The sequence below is a fragment of the Paenibacillus sp. FSL R5-0473 genome (genome assembly GCF_038004565.1).
Classification (GTDB): domain Bacteria; phylum Bacillota; class Bacilli; order Paenibacillales; family Paenibacillaceae; genus Paenibacillus; species Paenibacillus amylolyticus.
This window is the reverse complement of record NZ_JBBORL010000001.1, coordinates 1,011,725-1,034,553: the sequence shown is the minus strand read 5'-3', so window position 1 is coordinate 1,034,553 and position 22,829 is coordinate 1,011,725. Positions and strand designations below refer to the sequence as shown.

General features: G+C 46.1%; 21 protein-coding genes. 9 read left to right on the top strand and 12 right to left on the bottom strand.

Annotated elements, in window-relative coordinates:
* Positions 1-312 precede the first annotated feature (312 nt).
* The gene (locus MKY28_RS04440) at positions 313-1,386 is read left to right on the top strand and encodes a M42 family metallopeptidase (protein ID WP_340935127.1); all 1,074 of its coding nucleotides are present in this window, start codon (positions 313-315) and stop codon (positions 1,384-1,386) included.
* A gap of 179 nt (positions 1,387-1,565) precedes the next feature.
* On the top strand, positions 1,566-1,889 hold the full coding sequence (locus MKY28_RS04435; protein ID WP_074095924.1) for a hypothetical protein: 324 nt from the start codon (positions 1,566-1,568) through the stop codon (positions 1,887-1,889).
* Between the two features lie 226 nt (positions 1,890-2,115).
* On the opposite strand, the gene MKY28_RS04430 is transcribed toward MKY28_RS04435, so the two are convergent.
* Positions 2,116-2,823, bottom strand: a complete 708-nt coding sequence (locus MKY28_RS04430) for a metal-dependent hydrolase (RefSeq protein ID WP_036615169.1) — start codon at positions 2,821-2,823, stop codon at positions 2,116-2,118.
* A gap of 275 nt (positions 2,824-3,098) precedes the next feature.
* Here MKY28_RS04430 and nirB point away from each other — a divergent pair, with 275 nt between their 5' ends.
* The 4 genes from nirB (at position 3,099) to MKY28_RS04410 (ending at position 7,652) form a co-directional block, all read left to right on the top strand.
* On the top strand, positions 3,099-5,528 hold the full coding sequence (gene nirB / locus MKY28_RS04425) for a nitrite reductase large subunit NirB (protein WP_340935125.1): 2,430 nt from the start codon (positions 3,099-3,101) through the stop codon (positions 5,526-5,528).
* 57 nt (positions 5,529-5,585) lie between these two features.
* Positions 5,586-5,912: a nitrite reductase small subunit NirD gene (nirD, locus tag MKY28_RS04420; protein ID WP_076254401.1), complete on the top strand. Its 327-nt coding sequence runs from the start codon at positions 5,586-5,588 to the stop codon at positions 5,910-5,912.
* Positions 5,913-5,955: 43 nt separating this feature from the next.
* Positions 5,956-6,738 carry a formate/nitrite transporter family protein gene (locus tag MKY28_RS04415; RefSeq protein WP_076318837.1) on the top strand — a complete coding sequence of 261 codons (783 nt, stop codon included), beginning with the start codon at positions 5,956-5,958 and terminating at the stop codon, positions 6,736-6,738.
* 284 nt (positions 6,739-7,022) lie between these two features.
* A complete protein-coding gene (locus MKY28_RS04410; RefSeq protein ID WP_074095934.1) occupies positions 7,023-7,652 on the top strand; it encodes a YfbR-like 5'-deoxynucleotidase in 630 nt (209 codons plus the stop codon).
* On the opposite strand, the gene MKY28_RS04405 is transcribed toward MKY28_RS04410, so the two are convergent.
* Together MKY28_RS04405 and MKY28_RS04400 are read right to left on the bottom strand one after the other, a co-directional pair.
* Entirely contained in the window at positions 7,653-8,462 is an 810-nt protein-coding gene (locus tag MKY28_RS04405; RefSeq protein ID WP_036668535.1) for a response regulator transcription factor, read from the bottom strand. It lies immediately after the preceding gene.
* Entirely contained in the window at positions 8,446-10,344 is a 1,899-nt protein-coding gene (locus MKY28_RS04400; protein ID WP_340935122.1) for a cache domain-containing sensor histidine kinase, read from the bottom strand. The genes MKY28_RS04405 and MKY28_RS04400 overlap by 17 nt, the downstream gene beginning before the upstream one ends.
* 180 nt (positions 10,345-10,524) lie before the next feature.
* Here MKY28_RS04400 and MKY28_RS04395 point away from each other — a divergent pair, with 180 nt between their 5' ends.
* The 3 genes from MKY28_RS04395 to MKY28_RS04385 all read left to right on the top strand — a co-directional run bounded on the left by MKY28_RS04395 (position 10,525) and on the right by MKY28_RS04385 (position 13,625).
* Positions 10,525-11,826 (top strand): ABC transporter substrate-binding protein, encoded by a 1,302-nt coding sequence (locus MKY28_RS04395; RefSeq protein ID WP_340935120.1) that lies wholly within the window; start codon positions 10,525-10,527, stop codon positions 11,824-11,826.
* Between the two features lie 100 nt (positions 11,827-11,926).
* Positions 11,927-12,799, top strand: a complete 873-nt coding sequence (locus MKY28_RS04390) for a carbohydrate ABC transporter permease (RefSeq protein WP_017687164.1) — start codon at positions 11,927-11,929, stop codon at positions 12,797-12,799.
* Between the two features lies 1 nt (position 12,800).
* Positions 12,801-13,625, top strand: coding sequence for a carbohydrate ABC transporter permease (locus MKY28_RS04385; RefSeq protein WP_340018004.1), 825 nt, complete (start codon positions 12,801-12,803; stop codon positions 13,623-13,625).
* Positions 13,626-13,787: 162 nt separating this feature from the next.
* Here MKY28_RS04385 and MKY28_RS04380 read toward each other — a convergent pair whose 3' ends face one another.
* From MKY28_RS04380 to MKY28_RS04340, 9 genes are read right to left on the bottom strand one after another with little or no spacing between them, the layout of a single operon-like run.
* On the bottom strand, positions 13,788-15,116 hold the full coding sequence (locus tag MKY28_RS04380; RefSeq protein WP_340028805.1) for an MFS transporter: 1,329 nt from the start codon (positions 15,114-15,116) through the stop codon (positions 13,788-13,790).
* 20 nt (positions 15,117-15,136) lie between these two features.
* Complete coding sequence (locus tag MKY28_RS04375; protein ID WP_036615194.1) at positions 15,137-15,772, bottom strand: TetR/AcrR family transcriptional regulator; 636 nt, start codon at positions 15,770-15,772, stop codon at positions 15,137-15,139.
* 60 nt (positions 15,773-15,832) lie between these two features.
* A complete protein-coding gene (locus MKY28_RS04370; RefSeq protein ID WP_047843824.1) occupies positions 15,833-16,600 on the bottom strand; it encodes an ABC transporter ATP-binding protein in 768 nt (255 codons plus the stop codon).
* Between the two features lie 12 nt (positions 16,601-16,612).
* Positions 16,613-18,946 (bottom strand): ABC transporter permease, encoded by a 2,334-nt coding sequence (locus tag MKY28_RS04365; RefSeq protein ID WP_340028804.1) that lies wholly within the window; start codon positions 18,944-18,946, stop codon positions 16,613-16,615.
* Positions 18,947-18,981: 35 nt separating this feature from the next.
* On the bottom strand, positions 18,982-19,722 hold the full coding sequence (locus MKY28_RS04360) for a thioesterase II family protein (protein WP_340028803.1): 741 nt from the start codon (positions 19,720-19,722) through the stop codon (positions 18,982-18,984).
* 25 nt (positions 19,723-19,747) lie between these two features.
* Positions 19,748-20,632: a hypothetical protein gene (locus MKY28_RS04355; protein WP_017687157.1), complete on the bottom strand. Its 885-nt coding sequence runs from the start codon at positions 20,630-20,632 to the stop codon at positions 19,748-19,750.
* Positions 20,629-20,892, bottom strand: a complete 264-nt coding sequence (locus tag MKY28_RS04350) for an acyl carrier protein (protein WP_017687156.1) — start codon at positions 20,890-20,892, stop codon at positions 20,629-20,631. The genes MKY28_RS04355 and MKY28_RS04350 overlap by 4 nt, the downstream gene beginning before the upstream one ends.
* A gap of 15 nt (positions 20,893-20,907) precedes the next feature.
* Positions 20,908-21,987, bottom strand: a complete 1,080-nt coding sequence (locus MKY28_RS04345) for an HAD-IIIC family phosphatase (protein WP_445670883.1) — start codon at positions 21,985-21,987, stop codon at positions 20,908-20,910.
* Entirely contained in the window at positions 21,977-22,828 is an 852-nt protein-coding gene (locus tag MKY28_RS04340) for a 3-hydroxyacyl-CoA dehydrogenase family protein (RefSeq protein ID WP_047843827.1), read from the bottom strand. The genes MKY28_RS04345 and MKY28_RS04340 overlap by 11 nt, the downstream gene beginning before the upstream one ends.
* Position 22,829: the final 1 nt, after the last annotated feature.

The following is a 22,829-nucleotide window of genomic DNA, read 5'->3' as shown; positions in this document are numbered from 1 at the left end:
TTGCGCAAGGTTCATACTGTAATGTGACCAGTGGTTAAATAACAAGTCCTCAGCATATTAAAGTGCATGTTCAAAAAGTCTAGTTTTCAGTACCAAGAAGATGGGATGAAGATAGAAATGGAGTAGCGGAGCGTAGGAAAACTACGTGAGCAACGGACATTTCGGCTGAATTTCATATTCGATGCTGATCATGCCGTTAGGCATGATTCGTAATCAAAAGTGGACTTTATGAACTACATCTTAAAAGGACAACAGGCGGGTAGCCGTTCTACTGTGACCTGAAATACATACCAACAGAGGAGTTGTTGACACATGAATGAAAAAACGATGGATATGTTTCGTACGTTGACGGAATTTCCTTCCGCATCCGGTTTTGAACGTGAGCTTCGCGGTTGGATGAAAGATAAGCTTTCCGCTTATACCGATGAGTTCGTCCAGGATCGCCTGGGGAGTCTATTTGGTGTATTACGCGGGGAGGAATCCGGTCCTAAAGTTATGGTAGCCGGACACTTTGATGAAGTTGGTTTCATGACTACAGGCATTACGGAAACGGGTATGGTCAAATTCCGTCCACTAGGTGGATGGTGGAGTCAGGCTGTAATGTCTCAGCGACTGGAAATCATCACACCTGATCGCCGCATTACCGGAGTTGTAGGTTCTACTCCTACACACTTGCTGGACGAGTCCCAGCGGAACAAACCTGTTGATCTGAATTCCATGTATCTCGATATTGGAGCAGACAACCGTGCGGAAGCAGAATCTTGGGGCATCCACCCAGGTATGCAGATCGTACCGATCTGTGAATTCACTCCGATGGCGAACCCGAAGAAAATTATGGCTAAAGCGTGGGATAATCGTTACGGCGTAGGACTTGCACTTGAACTGGTTGAAGCGCTGCACAAGGAAAAACTGCCTAACACGCTTTATGCTGGTGCAACGGTTCAGGAAGAACTGGGGCTTCGCGGTGCACGTACGGCGGCCAATCTGATTCAGCCTGATATCTTCTTTGCACTGGACTGTAGCGCGGCGAATGATATGACAGGTGACAAACAGTCATTTGGACATATTGGAGAAGGCGCATTGCTTCGTATTTTTGACCCGGGTATGTTCACCCATCGCGGAATGGTGGAATATGTTCAAGATACGGCTTCATCCAATCAGGTTAAAATGCAGTATTTCATCTCACCAGGTGGTACCGATGCAGGTCAAGTTCACCTGAGTGGCATTGGTGTACCATCAATAGTTGTTGGTATCTGCGCACGTTATATCCATACCTCTTCTTCCATCATTCATACGGATGACTACGATGCGGCCAAAGAACTGATCGTGAAACTGGTCAAAGGTCTTGATCGGACAACGATGAATACCATAATTAATAACGCGTAGTAAAGGTTAAACGGAAAGTCCTTAAATAGGATGTACCTGAAAGAGATGTCCCGTCAGACCGGGATGTCTCTTTTTTTGTAATCAACTAGATTAATAGGTCGAACATTATGGAGAATGCCACATAAGATATACGATAATGGAAGATCAATAACCAAACACCAACCAGTGGGGGACCTGTTATGGCAGTGGGAAGGAACGGAAAATCAAATAAAGGTTCTAACAAAAAACCAAACGCTGCTAACACCCTCCTTAATGGAAGCCTCAAAGGGAAAAATCTCGAACTGATTGTAGCGGCGCTATTGGTGAGCGGAAAGTTGAGAGTGGATGCCGTCACGTTGTTTCGTGAGGCTACATTGGTTGTAGAATTGGTTGGTCAATATAAAACACTTCAAAAGGTCACACCCTCCAATTCAGACAAACTGGTACAATTCCTGGATGAAACTGGCGGCGATATGACGCTTAATGATGTTATACAGGCATTTCAGCAGAGGATCAATTCTTAATGGCCAAGAAATGAGGTGGACATCATGTCCGAGTTTGATGGAACCGGGTTTGCCGAACTGTTAATTGTGCTTATTCTTGTTGTTTTATTTGTATTTGGCTCCTCCGATATTGAAAGTTTATCCAGCACTCCAACAGCGACTTGATCTCATAACCCTCTTCTCATGGCTTACAGGTAAAATAAGATAAGAGAAATACCAGTCCTTATGTAGGACTGGTATTTGGTCATTACAGAAATAATGGCGAGAATGCAATCCAGGCCAAAATAAGAGTAAGCACAATGCAGACATTCTCTACAACGGCACCACGCTTGGTCCCTGTACTCATCAGATTCACCCGTATTCGCCACTTGAGCGGTGGTAACGGACGAATACCCCGATTGGTTAGTGAATCGGCCAACAGATGCATCGCATATGCCGTGCCTCCCGCTACCCAGATCTCCGGTCCCTGCTGCTGGGTCGTGCTGTACAACAAGCCCGCCCATATTGCGGTTCCGTACAGGGTATGTGTCAGTCCCCTATGAGTCAGTGTGGTGCAGAGCATTAACAAACTGCCTGCAATCAAGTTCCACGGTGCGAACGCGTGACCATAGAAAACCAGCCCAAGTCCAATCGCAAACATCAACACTTTGCGAAGCGAACGCGAAGGCAGGAATGACACAAGCGCAATGAGGATCGCAAGCAACAGGTTCCATGGTTTGGCATGAACATAGAAGTACACAAATACAGCTGTGGGCAACAGAATCGTCTGTAACAACCTGATCAGACTGTTAGGCAAGGCTCTGGATACCAGCAGCGAATTTGGCTCATCAATGTCAGGCAATAACGAACCAATCAGAGCAACCGTAACTGCTGGCGCGGTCACTGGCATACCGGCCAACTGCAGAACAGAAAGCGACACGCCTGTCCCGATAATAAGGTGGGATCTTCCCATCATGATGCAAAAACGTCCTTTCGAAGAAATCGGGAACAATACGGCCCAGTTCCGATTTTACAACGAAAACAAAATAAGAACAATAGTTCGCATTTCTTATTTGTATGAAAATAAATATAACTTTCTGTGATGGGGCTCACACTATTATATTTATGACTCTTCTATCTTTATTAGTGAATTAAATCACATAAACTATCGTCAACTACTTGTATAATTTCAAATATAAACCACTAAAATTGTTGGTAATGTACAGCGTCTATCCAAGGAGGCATACACACATGAACGGAAAAAAAGAGAAACTCGTTATCATAGGTAACGGAATGGCAGGAATTAGTACCGTTGAGCAAATTTTAAAATTAACTACGCGATTTGATATTACCGTTTTTGGCACAGAGCCCTATCCTAACTACAACCGCATTATGTTGTCTTATGTACTGGAAGGAAGCAAAACACTGGACGATATCGTGCTGAACGACCTTCACTGGTATGAAGATTACGGCATTACGCTGCACACAGGCACAACGGTTACACGAATCGATGCCGAGACACACGAAGTTGTGACTGAAGATGGAACTCGCGTTCCTTATGACAAAATCATCATTGCAACAGGCTCCAACTCCTTCATTCTCCCCGTACCGGGACATGACAAAGAGGGTGTTGTTGGTTTTCGCGATATCGCCGATTGCAATGTCATGCTGGAAGCTGCTAAGCAGTATAAAAGAGCGGCCGTTATCGGGGGCGGACTGCTAGGCCTTGAAGCTGCCAAAGGGTTGGTACAACTTGGCATGGAAGTTACCGTAGTGCATCTGATGGAAGATCTGATGGAGCGTCAGCTTGATCCGCAAGCTTCATCCATGTTGAAGGCAGAACTCGAACGTCAGGGTATCCGGTTCAAGATGGGTGCGCAGACTTCCGAACTGCTGGGCGGCGAACGCGTTGAAGGAATTCGTTTTGCCGATGATTCTGTACTGAGTGTTGATTTTGTTGTCATGGCTGTAGGCATTAAACCCAATACGGCTGTAGCCCGCGAAAGCGGTATGGAAGTGAACCGGGGTATTGTCGTGAATGACTATATGCAGACTTCACTTGAGAATGTGTACTCGGTCGGGGAATGTACAGAGCATCGCGGGGTATGTTACGGCCTCGTTGCCCCATTGTTTGAACAAGGTATGATTCTGGCGAAACATATCTGCGGTGTCGAAACGGCTCCGTATGAAGGTTCAGTTGTATCCACGAAATTGAAAATTTCGGGTGTGGACGTGTTTTCAACTGGTGAATTCATCGACAGCCCAGAGCACACCGTCATTTCGCACAAAGATGACTGGAAACGGACCTACAAAAAAATTCTGCTTCGTGATAATAAAATGGTCGGCGCTGTTCTCTTCGGTGACATTACGGATTCTGCCGAATTGCAGAAACTGATTAAAAATCAAACCGAAATGACCGAGGAATTGTACGGTTCACTCATGGGTACAGGCTGCGGCGGTCATAAGAAAGCAACCTCTGTTGAAACGATGCCCGAGGACGAGATCGTCTGTGGATGTAACGGGGTAACCAAAGGAGCCATTGTTGATGTAATTACAAACCAGGGCCTTACCACTGTTGATGAAATCAAAGCCTGTACCGGTGCAACACGCTCTTGCGGTGGGTGTAAACCGGTTGTGGAACAGATTCTGCAATATGTACTTGGAGACAGTTTCAGTACTGGAACCAAACAGGGCATCTGCGGATGTACTTCCATGGGTCGAGATGAAATCGTAGCCGAGATTCGTGAAAAAGGATTACAAACGACCAAAGAGGTCATGAATGTACTGGGTTGGAGTCAGCCAGAAGGTTGTTCCAAATGTCGTCCGGCGATCAACTACTACCTTGGCATGATTGCACCAGACACACACGAAGATGAGAAAGAATCTCGTTTTGTTAACGAACGGATGAACGCGAATATTCAAAAAGATGGAACGTATACGGTTGTACCTCGGATGTACGGCGGGGTGACTACACCAGCGGACCTCAAACGCATCGCTGACGTTTCAGTCAAATATGATGTAAAAGCAGTCAAAGTGACTGGCGGTCAGCGTCTCGACTTGATTGGTGTTAAAAAAGAAGATCTGACCAAAGTCTGGGCTGAACTGGATATGCCTTCAGGTTATGCATACGCCAAATCGCTGCGTACGGTCAAAACATGTGTCGGCTCCCAATTCTGCCGATTCGGTACACAGGATTCCATGGCCATGGGTGCTCGCATCGAACGTAAATTCGAACGTCTGGATCTGCCAGCCAAGTTTAAATATGCTGTCAACGGTTGTCCGCGGAACTGTGCAGAAGCATGTACCAAAGATATCGGTATCGTTGGTAACGACGGCGGCTGGGAGATCTTCATCGGCGGTAACGGCGGTATTAAAGCAAGACTGGCTGATCCCTTATGCAAAGTGAAAACGGATGAAGAGTTGATTGAACTGTGCGGCGCCATCATGCAATATTACCGCGAGACAGGTAACTATCTGGAACGGACGTCCGAGTGGGTGGAACGCATGGGTCTGGAGCATATTCGTTCGGTTGTTGTGGATAACCTTGAGGAACGTAAAGCGTTGATGCAGCGAATTGAATTTGCACTTGAGCATGTTGAAGAACCTTGGCAAAAAGCGATTCGCAATGAAGAAGGCCAAAGCAAAATGTTCCATGGAATCGAAGTATCGGCTCGTCCATAAGTAAGCTTGCAGATTAATACTGCCGGAATGTTAAATATAGATAAGGAGTGGTTTAAGATGACGACAAAACAATCAGGCACCTACTTCCCTGCCGGAGTAGTTGAAGAATTCCTGCCACGAATCGGAAGAGTAGTTGAGATTAAGGATCATCAGCTTGCTGTCTTTCTTGCATCGGATGGTACCATCTTCGCTGCGGATAATCACAACCCCCATCCTAAGGGTGGGCCGCTGGCTGAAGGCATCGTGTCCGGGCATTATCTGTACGATCCGCTGTATGATTGGAAAATTGACCTGACTACAGGTCTTGTGCAAGCACCGGACAACGGTCAAGTACAGATGTATCCGGTAAAGGTAGAGAACGGCCAGGTTTGGATCGAAATATAGCGAAACGTTCAAAGATTGATGCAAAATAATGGGGGAAACCGTGATGTATACACCAAGTGTTGAGGGAATTATTGAAGCTGCGGTTAAAAAACGGGATCAAATGAACGCAAGCCTGTCACGATATATGGTTGCTGCCTTGATGGCTGGTGCCTATGTAGGGCTTGGCATCGTTCTGATCTTCAGTATTGGTGCTCCGCTCCTAGCGGCACAGTCACCACTGCAAACCATGTTGATGGGCATGTCCTTCGGACTCGCGCTCACGCTGGTCATCTTTGCCGGATCGGAACTGTTTACAGGTAACAATATGTTCTTTACCATGAGTACACTGGCAGGCCGAACCACAGTGAATGAAACGCTGAAGAACTGGGGGCTCGTCTTTGTTGGTAACCTGCTCGGCGCAATTCTATTAAGTCTACTCATTGTCGGTAGCGGCCTGTTCAAAACGGCCACACCGGAACATCTGTTATTCGTTGTCTCTGCCAAAAAGATGGCGGCGCCCGTGTCTGAGTTGTTCTTCCGCGGCATTCTCTGTAACTGGCTCGTCTGTCTGGCGATCTGGATGGCAGCTCGCTCTAAAGAAGATATCGCCAAACTTGTTCTTATCTGGTGGTGTCTGTACGCATTTATCGCAAGTGGTTATGAGCACAGTGTTGCCAATATGACTTTACTCTCTTTATCCTGGCTGCTGCCAAACCACCCGGATACAATCACGATGGCAGGCTGGTTCCATAACATGATTCCGGTAACGCTTGGTAATATTATCGGCGGTGCCCTCTTTGTTGGAATGGCGTACTGGTATACTTCTCCGGTACGTAAAAAAGCATAATTCTTGATTCAACTGCACTTATGTAGCGCTAGAGCACAACATCTACACACTGAAGCCACGATGGATGCCGAACTCACGTTCAGTCACACATCGTGGCTTTTTATTGTTTGTCGATAAGCTGTTACTCTCTCGCACGCTTCCCATTCATCCTCTCGTCCTTCTATAGAGAATTAAAACTTCATTTTACCTTCGTCGCTATCCGCGTTAATCCACAGTTGACATAACTGGCGTATAGTCGATGGATACTCACACTTATACTCAACCAGCAAAGGATGAACGCTTATATGGGAATTCACACGTACTTCAGGTCACTAAACGATCTTGAACGTATTATTCGTACACCTGGCAAATTCAAATTCGAAGAACATAGCGTATCCGCTCATTCCTGGAAAGTGGTACAGTACGCCAAAACGCTCGCAGATATTGAGGAGCAACATGGAACCACCATCGATTGGAAGAAGTTATACGAAATTACGAGCAGTCATGATTATGGCGAAATCTTCATCGGTGATATCAAAACACCAGTCAAACATTATTCACTGGAGCTGCGTTCAATGCTGCAAAAGGTGGAAGAAGGCATGGTTGAACATTTTATTAATGAAAATATTCCTGAAGAGTTCCAGCCTATTTTCCGCAGACAGCTACGTGAGGGCAAAGACCAATCGGTTGAAGGACTGATTCTCGAAGTCGCAGACAAGATGGATCAGGTATATGAAGCCTTTGCTGAGCTCCAACGTGGCAATACGGAGAAAGAATTTATCGTTATGTACCGTTATGCCTTGGTCAAAATCAAAAATATCGACCTCCACTGTGTGCAGTATTTCCTGGAACAGATTCTCCCCGACATGATCGAAGAAGGTATCCGCTCCCCGTTTGATATTCGCAAAATAACCGAAGAAGCTCTGGCCCAGTAATCAGCTCAAGTCAACATGGTGCTCATCATCCATGGACAGGGCTTTTTTTCGTTCCTGCAATTGCAGTCGGTACTCGCTAGGGTACATGCCCGTTTTGTTTTTGAAGATCCGGCTGAAATAGTGGGAATCACTATACCCTACCGCTCCACCAATAGTCTTGATATCCATATTCTCATGAGTAACGAGCATGCGTTTTGCTTCATTAATCCGCAGACCTGTCATATATTTCAGCGGAGTCTCACCCGTTACTTTCTTAAAACACTTCCCCAGATAGTCCACACTAAAATGCATCTGTCCCGCCATGTCCTGGAGTGTAATCTCATGCATGTAATTCTGCTTCAAATACAACTTAACGGCCTCTGCGATATCCTCCGGCTTCACCTGCTCATCCAGCACGGCACTGACATGCGCAAGCGAATCCACAGCGCTCCCAAGCTTCAATTCCATCGCATCCAGCAGTGTACGAAGCTGTTCTTCCGATAATGGTTTGAGCAGATAATCCTCCACCTTGTAACTGATCGCCTGCCGTGCATATTCGAATTCATGATAACCACTCAGAATGACAATTTTCACATGCGGATAGGCAAAGTACAGATGTTTGGCGAGTTCCAATCCATTCATTACCGGCATCTGTATATCAGTTACAACCAGATCAGGTACGGAATGTTCAATGAGCTGTAACGCTTCCTGACCGTTCCGCGCTTCACCGATCACCTCGAACCGGGTGTCCAGCTCTCTGAATTTGCGCGAGACATTCCGGCGAATCAGGGCTTCATCTTCCACAATAATCGTTCTATATTTGATTGTCACGGGTTCGGTCATGCTCCTTTCGAATGGAACCACCTATTGTAATCTGGACACCGCCGGAAGGCTTGTTCGTAATCTGCATGTGGGCTGCCGTGCCATACCATAATTTCAATCGGACCCATATATTTTTGAGTCCCATGCCGTTGATTTCGAGGTCAGGCATACGCTCCCACTCCTGTGACTGTTCGATGTAATGCATGATCTTGGCAAGTGCCTCGGGTTCCATGCCAGGTCCGTTGTCTTCCACGTGGATCTGCCAGGTCTGCTGTGCCGCATCCATATCTCCAGTAATATTCAGTTTCCATGGCGGGGTATCACCCAGTCCATATTTCATGGCATTTTCGAGTAGTGGTTGTACCATCAGCATCGGAACCTGGATATACTTCATCTCTTCCGGAATATGAAACCCGTAGTGTAGATCATCCTCAAACCTAATCTTCATACACTCCAGATATCGCTCACAATAATCCAATTCTTGAGACAGGGGAACCCCATTCTTTCCCGGAGTAGAAATATAACGCAGCATAGACGCAATATTGGCGCAGAACGCGACAATCTGCTCATTCATGCCCTCTTCCGCCATGATGCTAATATTAGTGATGTTGTTATAGAGAAAATGCGGGTTCATCTGGGATTGCAGCGCCAGTAATCTCGCTTCTGTCTCCTGAGATTTCATCGCCAGCCTGTCCTGAAACGATTGCACAAGCTGTTGATTCAGCCGGATAAACGTATCATTCAGCTCATCCATCTCCCGGATAGAACCGGGATGCTCCAGCTTGAACAACTGACCGGATTCCTGTCCCGATACCAGATCATTCTCACCCGTTTTCTGAATAATGCGCTGCAAACGATGTAGCGGCAAAGTAACCCGTTTGGAGATCAGATACGAGAGAACCAGAATCAGCATGAGAGTTGCTAACGTCGCACCGATAAACATCACAGCCATCCGGTTGAGACTCGCGAAAAGGGACTGTTTGGACTGCATGACAATAACGGTCCATCCCGTCTCCTGTGACGTCATGTACGTCATCATTTGTTTGGACTGACTCAAAGGATCGGTGATCTCCTGCATCGTATCAGGCGTAAATGAAAGATTTTGAATCAAGTCCACATCATCGAAATGGCCTGCTTGAGAAGCATCGGCATCCGAAGAAAGTGGATACAACCGTGTATTTTGTTCATCCACTACATAGATCCGAAGATCGTCGTTATTTGTCTGCAAATCATTCAAATGCTGGAACAGGGTTCCGGCATCCTGCAAAATCTCAACGACACCCTGGCTGACATAGTTGCCATCTTTGTATACCCGGGTAAGGGAAATGTAAGGTTGATCTGATTTACCCTCGCCTGTTGGCATGGGCAAAGCTCCGCCCTCTAACAGTTGGATTACCCGCCATCCACTCCGCTCCCAGGTTTCCTTGTACCACGGTCGCTGAGTCAGGTCTACCGACAGTTGACCGTTGAATGCACCCGCTCCCAACATCTTGCCATTCACGTCATAGATATTGGCCTGCTTGGCTGTATTGGAGCTGCTGATGATCGCGAGAATGACATCAATTAGTGTGGTTGTATCCTTATACAATGCTGGATCACTCGTCATTGTCTGCTCACTGCCTTCTGCTGGTGCTAAGTAGTGACTGAAGTGTTCTTTGACCAGATTGGAGTACACGATATTCATGGAAAAGTTGTTCATTTTCACCACTTCCTGATCCAGGTTACTGACGATTGATACACTCAGTTGTCTCTGCTGTTCTTCACTTCGCTGACGAATGTCACTTGCGAGAAAAACATACAGAAGCCCCGCCACAATCAGCGAAAAGATAATAAATACCGCAGAGTAATAGGCAAACAGACTTTGCTGAAGCGTTCCAAATCGATATCGCAATCCTCACACACCTCGTCCTATGATGATATCTGTCACACCATTCGAAAATGTCCACCCAACAGAACGCTTTTGTCTATTGAGCACATCTGCTGTTCACAGTAAAGTTATCCACATAAGAATACGCTTACATTAAGCGTTTCGGCAAGTGACAATTTTCTTTATATTCCGGGAGGTTCAATGATGAGAAAACGATTTCTATTTTCGCTTGTAAGTGTGCTCCTGCTCTCCACTCTGCTGCTTGCCGGGTGCAACTCAGGTAAAAGTACGGAAGGTTCGGGTAAGGTGACTCTCACGTTTGGAACAAGTCAATCCGGTATTCCGCGTACAGGCATCATGCAGACGATGGCCAAGGAATATGAGCAGGAGACGGGTGTCAAAATTGACTTCCAGGTCGTCCCTGACGCACAGTGGCGTGACCTGATCAAGGTGAAGCTGGCCTCTGGCGAAGCACCTGACATTTTCAATGTCGATGTGGGCCCACTGAGCATGCCGGCTAACGTAAGACCGGAGGAAAATGCCATTGACCTAACCAATGAGGAATTCACAGGTCGGATGTCTGAAGAGATTTTGCCAACTGTCAGTCACAATGACAAAGTGTATGGGGTTTCTTTTGCACCAACGAAAATCTGGTATGTGTACTATAACAAACGTATCTTCCAAGAGCTCGGCATAGAGCCTCCTACATCCTATGCCGAATTCAAGGCTATCAGCCAGAAAATTAAGGATAAAGACATTATTCCGTTCTATCAGGCACCTGCCAGCGGGTGGTATCAGGTTCTGCCTTTGTTCGAAACGGGACCTAACTATGAGCAAACAACAGCGGGAACCTACGAGAAATTAAACAACAATGAGATGAAAGTCGCAGATATGACACAGCTTAAGACGGTCATTGAACAGTTAAAAGAATTTGCGGATCTCGGTTATTTCGGCAAAGACTTCTTGTCCAATACGGTAGAAGCGGGAATTGAGGCGTTTGGTCAGGAGAAAGCAGCGATGTTGCTGCGGGTTCCAGGGACGGAAAAGGAAGTGTCCGAAGCGTATCCGGCAATGGAAGACAATATGGGATTCTTCGTCATGCCATGGGGAGATAATCAGACGATTGGTGTGAACCCGGGCGGATCGGCTGCGATGTTTGGTAACAAAAACAGTAAACATCCCGAAGAAGTGCTGAAATTCTTCCGCTGGATTACCCAGCATGATCATCTGCAGCGTGTGTTCGATGAAGGTGAAGGTAACCTGACGATCTGCTGGCCGGAAATCGAACCAAAGCTGACACAGGACTACATCGACTATGAGAAAGATCATGAAAAAGGTACGGTTATGCAGGCCGCTGTAAAATACATTGATCCACAATGGATGGATATTGGCAAGGACTTGTCAGGTATGTTCGCCGGAGCAATGACACCGGATCAGATTTTGCAAAATATTGATAAACGTCGTGCTGAACAAGCCAAAGTGTTGAAAGATGAGAAGTGGCAGTAACAGCACATATTTCAGATAAATATAAACGCTGAACAACGTTATATGCAGCGGGCATTTGCCCGCTCATGTATTTTGGCAGGAAGGAAAGGTGTTACGGATTATGAATGCAAACAAAATCTATCCCTGGTATTTCTCATCTGGAGCAATTGTGTTATATCTACTGTTCATTGTCGCTCCCGCCCTGCTGGGCATCTATTATTCCTTCACCGACTGGAACAGTTATAGTTCGGAGAAGAACTTTATTGGTCTGGAGCATTTCCGTACTATTCTGGCGGGTGATCCGACCTATCTGCTTTTTATCAAAAACACAGTCCTGTTCACCCTCGTTACATCCATCGCCAAGACGGTTCTGGGCCTGTTCCTGGCTCTACTGTTGGTCAGCGGTGTAAAGGCCGCCAATCTGCACCGGATGATCATTTTCTCCCCGCAGGTGCTATCGTTCCTGATTGTTGGGCTTGTTTTCAAAAGTCTGCTCGACCCAAACAACGGGTTCGTTAACGTAACTCTGCGTTCCATGGGACTAGACGTTCTCGCCCAGAACTGGCTGGGCTCCCTGACCTGGGCCATGCCATCCATTATGGCAGTGGATACGTGGAAAGGCATGGGGTACATCATGGTGCTGTTCATCGCCGGACTGCTCGCGATTCCACGTGATTATTACGAAGCAGCATCCATTGATGGCGCCGGGTTCGGGCAGAAGCTTTTCCGAATTACGATTCCGATGCTGATGCCTACCATTACCATCGCCACGGTGCTTAATATTACATATGGGCTGAGAGTTTTCGATGCCGTATACGTGTTAACCAATGGTGGCCCCGGTAACGCGACAGATGTGATTAACACGGCGGTCTATTCCTCTTTTGCCAAAGGGTATTGGGGACTGGGGAGTGCGCTATCTACCATTCTGTTTGTCATCATGGCAATCATCTCCTTTTTCATCATTCGTTTGATGAACCGAAAGGTGGAATACTGACATGCGATTGAGAAAAAGATTGGCTTCGATCGGGTTAAATGCACTCGCCTGGCTGCTTAGCCTGGTGGTCTTGATTCCTTTTGTGGTCATTGTACTGAATTCATTCAAGTCGGACGCCGAGGCCAAAGTGCTGAAGCTGACGCTGCCCGAGAAGTTTATCTTCGAAAATTACAAAATCGTCTATGAACAAGGACACTTGGGAGGTTCCTTTTTCAACAGTCTGCTGCATTCCGGGGCTTCTTCCCTGCTATTGGTGTTTGTTGTGGCTTTCTCGGCCTTCACGTTATCCCGTAACCATTCGAGGTTCAGCAAGTTTCTGTACTTCTTCCTGATTCTTGGCATCACGCTGCCACTCAACTACATTCCGCTGATGGAAGTGATGAAGTCGATGGGTATGATCAATTCACATGTCGGCATGATTCTGCTCTATACGGCTATGGGTATTCCAATCTCGCTGTTCATTACATATGCGTTTGTGTCTAACATCCCGAAGGAGCTGGATGAAGCCGCGATCATGGACGGATGTAATGGGATCAAACTGTTTCTGAGAATCATTGTACCTTTGTTAACCTCGGTGCTGGTAACGGTATTTGTTCTTAATTTCCTGAGTGTCTGGAATGAGTTTACTGCCCCACTCTATATGTTGAATACAGTGGAGATGTGGCCGATGACGCTGGCTGTATATAACTTCTTTGGACAATTCAGTGCCCAGTGGAATCTGGTCAGTGCCGATATCGTGCTCACATCATTGCCTGTGTTGATTGTGTTCCTCATTGGGCAAAAGTATATTGTAGGAGGACTAACTTCAGGGGCGGTTAAAGGGTAAGCTCCACCGAACAATCCAAATACACAAACACTCTTGTCTAAGTACATCTTCTGACTCCTCAGCACAAAAAAGCCCTTGTCTGCTCATCGTGTGAATAACTTCTTCGTACAGAAGAAGTATCACACACTGCTGCGGACAAGGGCTTACGCTGTTGGATTCGAATTAATCGTGCGCCAACCCGCCAACATCGGATGGAGCCGCTATATCTGGGCTCTGCTCCAGAGATTTGATCATTTTCAAACGGGATGTGATTATTGCGATCAGAATAACAAACAGACCCGCGATGATAAACAGAAAGGCAATACCTCTGCCTGGCCCAGTTCCAATAATTTGACCAACAGACGAAGCCAGTGCTCCCCCCTCCATTAGTAACGGATTAAACACATGGTCGGCCAGAAAACCAGCCAAACTGTACGCGATAATAAACCCGAGTTGTGACAGAATACCAATGATTCCCCATACCCTGCCCTGCTTATCGTTGGCGATATTGTTTCGCACCAGTACATCTGCGCTCATATTGACAAACGGCAGCGATGACAGGAACAGAAAACCTGCGAAGATAATAAAATAAATGTTGGTGGATATCCCCAGAAGCGAGAAAGACAAGCCGCACAAAATTAGACCCATCACAAGCACACTTGCGTATCTCTTTGTTATTGTAAATATGCCGATGCACAAGCTGCTAATCAGCATGCCGATGGCGCTAACAGACTGAAACGTTCCAAGTGTCTTTGCATCCGTGAATGACAGAAGCATCGGACCAATGAGTGTCTCCAGGAATCCCAGATAAAAGGTGACAAGTGAAATAATCACCACCAGCAACAGTACTCCCTTGTTGGTTACAACTTCTCTCCAGCCCTCTTGAATATCGGTGATCCAGTTTTTTCCTTCTCGATCCTCTCGCTCCACCTTCATGCTCTTCCGAATAACCAGCACAGCCAGAATGGCAATCAGGAATGTCAGAATATTAATGACCAGAATGACTTCAATAGTTGTTATACTAAGCAGAATGCCCGCAATGATCGGTGAAAACAGAAACTTCGAGGATTCAGCCAGTTGTACAAGACCGCTTCCTTTCGAGAATTGTTCCTTATCCAGCAGGTCCGTAGCAGAGGCCTTATATGCCGGGCTCTGCAACGCGGAAAACACGGAACTAAAGGCCACTCCCACATAGATATGCCATAATTGGATATCACCTGTGAGCATAATGGACAGAATGAAAATCAAACCGGCTGCCGACCCCAGGTCGCCGATAATCATCATCGTTCGACGGTCGAATCGGTCTGCCAGTACCCCTCCAATAGGTCGAAGCAGGATATTCGGCAGAAACGTGAATAAGGTAATCAATGCAACACTTGTTGCCGTATTCGTTTTTTCGAAGGCATACACCCCCAGGGAGAAGGCTGTAAGTCCAATCCCAATCATGGAGATGAGCTGACCAAACCATACGACCAGAAACTTTTTAAATGATTTTTGAACGGTATGTTCCATGGATAATACTCCTTTCTCGGCTAACCTTGATTCGGAAAATAAAGACGAGTGACGTAGGCGAAGCTTCCTTGTTCTGCTCCCAGCACACGTTCCATAATATGTGTGAATGCTTCAACCTTTTTTTGGAGTTCTTCCTCCTCCCATTGAAAGATGCCTCGATCCAGCAAAAATTGTGACGATACGAGCAGGAATTCGATGGATTCCTTTGGGTTAGGTGTATGAAATACCCCCTCCTGAATGCCCTGCTCTACCACCTCGGCCAAGATGGGACTTAATCGAATTACCGTCTCTACAAGACTCTTTTGGTGCATCTCCACATTATGAACACTGTGCAATTGCTCGATGAGATCATGTTTTCTGCCGTCAGGCTGATTCTGCGCCATCATGATGCGAAAAATTTTGTCATGGGCATTCAGTTTGGGATCGGACACCACGTGCCTGGCCGATGCCTCCCCACTCAGAATAAAACGCATAACGATGGCGTTCATAACCTCTTCCTTGGACTGAAAATAATAATAAAATGTACCCTTGGCAATGTTGCACGCCTGAAGGATATCCATGACCGTAGCTTTGGTGTACCCCTTTGTTATGAACAGAATCTCGGCGGCATCCAAAATCTCGTTCCTGCGTTCTTCCGGGTTTTTTATCAGTCTCATATCCTGGCCTCCGATACGTTCGACCGACTGTCGGTCTATTGTAGTCATGGAGTTCTTTTTTTAGAACCCCATTTCAGTCAACCATTGCGCCAAATGGCTTTCCCTTGTTTTTAGATCCTGACGCTCTCTTGCATATTTTCCAATATTTCTGTCTGCAACCAGCTTACCGTCCATCATAAACAATACACGTTCCGATCTGGCAGCGACTTTCACATCATGGGTCACCAGCAGAATGGTTGTACCTGTTGCATTAATATCGCCCAGAATATCCATGATTTCATACGTTGATTTGGAATTCAGCGCCCCCGTTGGTTCATCGCCGAATAAAATATCTGGATTATTGATCAGCGCACGGCAAATGGCAATCCGTTGAAGCTGTCCGCCTGAGGCCTGGGTGATGTTATGCCCAGCCAGCTCATCAATCCCCATTTTTTTCATTAATGACATCGCCCGTGTATTAATCGTTTCTCTGCTGCTATTCTTGGCCAGATACGCGGAAAGTACGATATTGTCCAATAGATTCAGATTCTTGAGCAAGTGAATATTTTGAAAGATGAATCCCATCTTGGTCAAACGTAGACTTGCCAGATCCCTCTCCTCAAATGCCGATATTTTTTTGCCATTAAAATAGACACTTCCAGCACTAATCTGATCCATACCACTTATGTTGTACAGTAAGGTAGACTTGCCTGAGCCAGATGGCCCCATGATGGAAACAAATTCTCCCTTTTTTAATTGAAGGTTGATATCTTTCAAGATGTTATGTTCTTCATTCTCGCCGATCGCTACGGATTTATTCACGTCTTTAGCCTCAAGTATAGTTGTCATCGTTGATCCTCCCTATTCGACAATCATTTTGGATATGCTCGTTTCCTTGATCGATTGGATGCTAATCCATGCTGTCAGTACAATCGTGCCTGCAAGTAACAATGGACACAAAACATATGCCTGTAACGGGTCAACAACAAAAACAATATTGGAAGCACCAAACGTCGACATAATGGCACTAACCAGCAACGGACCCAACGTATTGGACAATATCGTTCCAGTAACAACCCCTAAGATTAATATGACAAGTGACATCACGACATACTTGAACTTGATTTTAGACAAGGCAAACCCAAGACTTCTTAGTACAGCAATGTCGTTGTTGTCCTTGGCTACTAACATCTGAAGGAACAGTGCTGTAATTAAAATAGATATGAAGACACCGATGACCAAGGCCAGCATCGTCACCATTTTCAATTGTTGGATGGTTCCGCCTAACGTCTGATCCAGATAACCTTGAAGATCGGTTACTTTGGCTGGCGAGAAAGCCGCCTCATATTCAGCAATTTTGGTAGCCATGTCCCCGCGATTATTCAGATCCAAACTGACCACATACCACAACACACTATCCTTGTTGTAGGGCAATAAGGCCTTCGCCGTTTTGCCACCATTCGTAACGTCCTGGTATATTCCGCTGACCGTCATCATCTGGTCCTTGCCATTAACCAGCAAGGTAAGTTGCTCACCAGTCTTCAGGCGCAGCTCGCTACTGTTGGCATCAGATAACGCAATTTCATTCTCGGTTGTTGGCGCATTACCGCTAACATAAGACAATGGGAAAATACTGAAATCCCCGGTTTCTACACTCAGATTGTCGTAACTTCCTTCCGCATTTTTAATCTTGAACTGGCTTGTTACCAATGGGGAATACGTTTTGATGTCTTTATCATTTTGGATCTGGGCAACCAGATTGTCATAACGCTGCTCCACATCGTCTGTGTGCCTCAAGTCAATACGAATATCACTTTGTCCAACACCCATATAAGAGATAAAACTTGGCGCCTGCAAAGTGTTCAGGAAGTTGACCGGCACAATCATGATAAATGAACTGACTACAAAGACAAATAACAATAATCGGAACATCTTGATTCGCTGTATGACTTCCTTCAGACCAAGAAAGACAGGTACGGAAGACCAGCGATTGCGGGACAAACTAAGCCGGTTTCGAATGATCTGTGTATCTCCCAGGCTCCCGGTACGGAGAGCATCCACCGCGGAGATGGAACGAAAACGCCGCAGTACCGTTCGACAGAACAGAACAACCATGGCAAATATTATTCCAGCGGCTAATAACGGAATCGCGAAATGCAACAGGGTTGCAGGTGCTTTTCCCATATACAACATGATGTTGGAAACAAATAGTCTGTTAACGCCAAGTGATGCAATGTAACCAAGCACGGATGCAAATCCCGCCATAAATACATACTTCATCAGATACAGTCTCTTAATATCCTTCTCTGCGATTCCAATCGCTTTCATGACACTAATCTCACGATAATCCTCTTCGATGGTCGCAAGCATCGTGAATCGGATGCAAAGCATCGCAATCAGAATCAGCACAAGACTGACCAGAATAATAACAGCTGCAATAACTCCGTCGGTCATGGCATTCAGTACCTGGAACAGCCCATAGGTTACGACTGGACCCGCGTTAGGAAGTCCGGCATTTTGGTAAGCCTGGGTAAATTCACTCGTCAGTCCGGGATCCGTCAACCGGAATTCAATGAGGTACTCCATCTCTCCGATGCTCTGCTTCAGTTCTTGCAAATTCCCTGCACTCACGATAAACCGTTTGGAGTGCACAACCGATGGATTCATCTGAGCATCACGGACAAAATCAACGATGGTGTAAGAACGCTCAAATTGACCATTATCGATCCGAACCTGGTCGCCCACGCTCAATTTTTTTTGCTGCATGTAATATACCGGAACCGCGATCTCGCCATCTTTGACCTGAATAATCTCACTGTCCAGATTCAACAAATAGTCGAAACCCTGATTCTGTGTAACAAAGTCAATGTCCATAACACTGTTCTTTTCGGACTCTGCTCCGAGAAACAGATTAGAGCCGTCAATGTTGACCATTTCCACAATCTGATGCTGCTGGACCATGGCATTTTCTTCAGCCCATGTGTTCACTTTGGCTTGATCGATCTCTCCGGCATGCATTTGCACAAAGTGTGGTGTTTTGGATTCAGAAAATAGATATTGGATGGAACTCGTCAGTTCCATAATCATTCGTGACCCCGAAGATACCAGCAAGGCGGCCAGCAGTACAAAAATAAATAACGCAGCCGTAATCCCTTTTTTTCTCGTTATATCGTTTCTCAGCATTCGTAGCAGCATAAACGAACATGGCTCCTCTCATCTACAAGTTGTTCCTATTTAGCTGGAGTCATAAAGCTTGTCAGACAATGCGCCACCGTTGAAGGTTGATGCATCATGAACATATGAGCACCCTCTTTGATGGTTTGAAGCTTCATGGATGTGCCAAAATATCGGCCCCATCTCAACGCTGATTGAAGGGTAACGGTACGGTCCCGTTCTCCCCACAGATACAATACCGGCAATGAGAGCGGCTCATATTCAAGCGTTGCTGCAGATTCCAGCATCCTGAAATCCGCCCGAATGACGGGCAGAAAATAATTCAATAATTCTTTTTCATGTATCAGTTCTTGCGGGAGCGCTTCATAGGAAAACAGATGATCAATCAGATTTTCGTCTGACATCCGATCATAATTCTGCATCCCGCATTCGTCAGGCGTGTTGCAGGCAGATAACACAAGCCGTAGCGTTTTAGCTACATCTGGACGTTCCTGACATAAGCGCTGCGCAACGAAGTAGGCTGTAATCCCTCCCAGACTATGTCCAAATAACAGACTGCCGGGCTGTATAACATCCAGCAGCTTGCTGGTATACAGTTCTACGAGTTGCTGCATATGCTCCAGAGGTGTTTCGGTGTTCAGACCATGACCCGGGGGCGTAAACGCCCAAATTTCCGTGTCAGGAAGGTACGGCACTAGGGGCTGAAAACTGTTGGAGTTGCCACCGAGATAAGGAAAACAGACCATTTGTCTGTTTCCCTCCCCCTTTTGTAGTTGCTCCAAATAGATCGGTTCCATCACTTATCCACCACCATAACCAGGCTTACTTTCTTTCCAGAACATATGCAGGAAATGTCTGAAGTGAAGTATCCACATTTTTACGCTTGAAGATGACATGGATGACAATAGCCGATATTGCAAAAAAGAAAAATTGCATAATTTGAACTTGCGGATTAAAGTAGTACAAATCAATTTGACTTCCTGTAGCTACAAGCCAGAATGCAAGCAGATAAAACAGAAGTGTACCTTTGGTTGCATTGAAGATATAACTTTGGAACACGATAAATGCCATAAGCTGAACAACGTAGTATATGTAAGTGGTTGAGGTGCCAAAAGAGGAAATCAAGTATCCCGGAAGCACCCATAATCCGAACAACAGGCCGGTAATCAGACCACTTGTTATATTATTTTTTAACTTCCCTTGCAAGAATGGAAGCAAAAATCCGATCCAGCCAAACAGCCCACCAATCAGCCCCGTCTCCTTGATCAGATTCACAATCCCCAACCAGATCATTTCAGGTACACTATATGTCAGTTCAGGGACCGGTATGCCGAATAACAAGGAACCAAAGTGCATTGTTGATGCAAAGATGATGGAAATTCCAATAATGAGCGGTATCCAGAACAGGTCCTGTCTGCGCGGAACCAGCTTCATAAACATTCCTTTTAATGCTTCCTTTCCGCCCATCACATAACATGTAATTAATCCGGCAATGGAAGGTGAATACAGAGCAACGATCGCAAGTGGATGCATCAAGGTTAACTCACCTGTTATGGGTACAATAAAATCCGCAAAGAACATGAACAAACTTGCGATTCCATAACATGTGCCAAAGGAAATTCCCAAAAACAAATACATATATTTGTTGGACGGGCTGGTTGCCGGACTTGTGACTGGACGAATGGATGCCTGATTAGCTGTAATCATAGTGCCGCCTCCTTCTCAGTCAACTTTCTCTCAATAAGATCATGCAAACGGTTAATCGTGCAGAAATTAGCCAAATCCAGATCTTCATTTGCTATCTCAATCTGGAATCTACGCTCTACAAAGTCCACCAAACGCATCGCAAAGAGCGAATTGACGAACCGCTGCTCAAAATAATTGTCATTATCATTAATTTGAGTGTCCTCATGATCCATGGTGAGGTTGTTCCCGATAAACTCCCGAATTTCCTGACGATAATCCACTGCCCTTCCCCCTTGTTATTGATGTTGCCCCTCGGGCACTAAAACCTCAATGTAGTCTGGAAACTCTACAGCCTGCTGTAAATCATGATGAAACAGTACTCTTCCTTCCTGATCTGCAGATTGCTGCTTGAAACCGGCAAAGCGGTAGCTGATATTCATCATCCGGTTCCTTCCGGTATCCCTGAAGTCCGCAAGCATCTGTTTGCCCTGCTTCTGAGCTTCACGCATGATATACGTTAGCAGTACACTCCCTGCTCCCCTGGACATCACTCTGCAAGACATCAGAAGCATGTTTAGCCGCCATACCTTCTGCTGCATGTGAATTAGTGCAAGCCCAATTTTGCCATACGTTCCGTATTTGTCTTCGAGTTCACACACCAATAACATATGGTCCTGCGAAGTCATCAGTTGATGCAGCTCCTCGTAACTGTAGGTAATTCCCGTTGCATTTAGCTGATTGGTACGGACGGTAAGTTCCTCTGCACGTTGAAGGTCATCCTCAGTAGCCTCGTAGATGGAAAATTTCATGCCGAGCGTAGCCAGAAATTGTTCTGAAGGTCCTGCATACTGTTCTTCAGCCTGTTTACGGAGCGTATCCGCCTGATACATCTGCCTTCTGCACGCAGAGTCGGCTGTAATGAATCGGGGCATCAGCCTTGGGTCATCAAGCATGGCTTCATATTGATCCGCATGAAGTACCTGGATGTCAGCATGTACACTTTGCACTTCTTCCAGTTCAAAAGGTTGATCATCCACAAACAGAATGGCATCCATGCCGATATTAATGTTCTGCTGAATCCGCTGAACAGAGACGGATTTTGCATCCCAATGGATCTCGGGATACAGAAAATATTCGGCGATGCCCAGTTCGTTTAGTTTCGCCCAAGCCAACTCTGCATCATTTTTACTGGCAACAGAATGCAAAATACCTCGCTGGTCCAGTTTTTCAATCACCTCCTTTAAGCCCGGCTTCAGTTGCACATCTGCAGATTCAAGCAAAACCCCATCCCATATGGTGTGGTCCAGATCCCAAACGATACACTTGATATCCTTGAGCTTTTCCATGGTCATGCCACCCTTCATCTTAGTAGGCATAGAAACCTTGACCCGTCTTCCGCCCCCACTGTCCTGCATCAACCATTTTCTGCAACATCGGACAGCATCGGAATTTGGGATCCTGATAGCTGTCGTACAATACTTTCAATGAATGCACGACCGTATCCAGACCAATCAGATCCGCCGTCTCCAGCGGCCCCATCTGATAATTGAAGCCCTTCTTCATAATGGCGTCCACCTGCTCGGGTGTAGCGATTCCATCCTGTACAATGTACGCCGCTTCATTCATTAACAAGTGCGAGAGGCGATTAGAGACAAACCCGGGCAGATCCTCTATGACAACTGGACTTTTATCAAGAGTTTCCAAAAACGCTACCATCTCATGTTCAGTACCCTGTGTTGTATGATGTCCTTTGATCACCTCCACCATGGATTTAACGGGAACCGGATTCATCAGATGCACCCCAATGACTCGACCTGGGTCAGGCAAAAATGAAGCGAGCTTTGTCACGGAAATACAGCTTGTATTTAGCGCAAATAAAACATCCGGACGAACCTTGTGGGATAGTCGTGCATAAACTTCCTTTTTCAACTCCAGGTTCTCGGTTACATTTTCAATAATGATACTTGCCTCTTCCACACCTTCATCTTGTGTCTGGAACGAGATCCGTTCCATGATCTGATCCAGGGGCACCTGACCGTACCCTTGCTTCAGAAAGCAAGCTGAACGATATTCACGACGTATAACATCAGGGGCGTGTTCGATGACCGACGCCGAAATATCCTGCAAAATTACACGATAACCAGCCCTCGCGACATCCAGTGCTGTGGCGCATCCCATCACCCCTGCGCCAATGATTGCAATGAGTCGATTATGCATA

What these genes read in the sequence shown, in the direction of transcription:
- MKY28_RS04440 (WP_340935127.1), top strand. Translation starts at nt 313, where the DNA reads ATGAATGAAAAAACGATGGATATGTTTCGTACGTTGACGGAATTTCCT.
- MKY28_RS04435 (WP_074095924.1), top strand. Translation starts at nt 1,566, where the DNA reads ATGGCAGTGGGAAGGAACGGAAAATCAAATAAAGGTTCTAACAAAAAA.
- MKY28_RS04430 (WP_036615169.1), bottom strand. Translation starts at nt 2,823, where the DNA reads ATGATGGGAAGATCCCACCTTATTATCGGGACAGGCGTGTCGCTTTCT.
- nirB (WP_340935125.1), top strand. Translation starts at nt 3,099, where the DNA reads ATGAACGGAAAAAAAGAGAAACTCGTTATCATAGGTAACGGAATGGCA.
- nirD (WP_076254401.1), top strand. Translation starts at nt 5,586, where the DNA reads ATGACGACAAAACAATCAGGCACCTACTTCCCTGCCGGAGTAGTTGAA.
- MKY28_RS04415 (WP_076318837.1), top strand. Translation starts at nt 5,956, where the DNA reads ATGTATACACCAAGTGTTGAGGGAATTATTGAAGCTGCGGTTAAAAAA.
- MKY28_RS04410 (WP_074095934.1), top strand. Translation starts at nt 7,023, where the DNA reads ATGGGAATTCACACGTACTTCAGGTCACTAAACGATCTTGAACGTATT.
- MKY28_RS04395 (WP_340935120.1), top strand. Translation starts at nt 10,525, where the DNA reads ATGAGAAAACGATTTCTATTTTCGCTTGTAAGTGTGCTCCTGCTCTCC.
- MKY28_RS04390 (WP_017687164.1), top strand. Translation starts at nt 11,927, where the DNA reads ATGAATGCAAACAAAATCTATCCCTGGTATTTCTCATCTGGAGCAATT.
- MKY28_RS04385 (WP_340018004.1), top strand. Translation starts at nt 12,801, where the DNA reads ATGCGATTGAGAAAAAGATTGGCTTCGATCGGGTTAAATGCACTCGCC.
- MKY28_RS04380 (WP_340028805.1), bottom strand. Translation starts at nt 15,116, where the DNA reads ATGGAACATACCGTTCAAAAATCATTTAAAAAGTTTCTGGTCGTATGG.
- MKY28_RS04375 (WP_036615194.1), bottom strand. Translation starts at nt 15,772, where the DNA reads ATGAGACTGATAAAAAACCCGGAAGAACGCAGGAACGAGATTTTGGAT.
- MKY28_RS04370 (WP_047843824.1), bottom strand. Translation starts at nt 16,600, where the DNA reads ATGACAACTATACTTGAGGCTAAAGACGTGAATAAATCCGTAGCGATC.
- MKY28_RS04365 (WP_340028804.1), bottom strand. Translation starts at nt 18,946, where the DNA reads ATGCTGCTACGAATGCTGAGAAACGATATAACGAGAAAAAAAGGGATT.
- MKY28_RS04360 (WP_340028803.1), bottom strand. Translation starts at nt 19,722, where the DNA reads ATGGAACCGATCTATTTGGAGCAACTACAAAAGGGGGAGGGAAACAGA.
- MKY28_RS04355 (WP_017687157.1), bottom strand. Translation starts at nt 20,632, where the DNA reads ATGATTACAGCTAATCAGGCATCCATTCGTCCAGTCACAAGTCCGGCA.
- MKY28_RS04345 (WP_445670883.1), bottom strand. Translation starts at nt 21,987, where the DNA reads ATGCCTACTAAGATGAAGGGTGGCATGACCATGGAAAAGCTCAAGGAT.
- MKY28_RS04340 (WP_047843827.1), bottom strand. Translation starts at nt 22,828, where the DNA reads ATGCATAATCGACTCATTGCAATCATTGGCGCAGGGGTGATGGGATGC.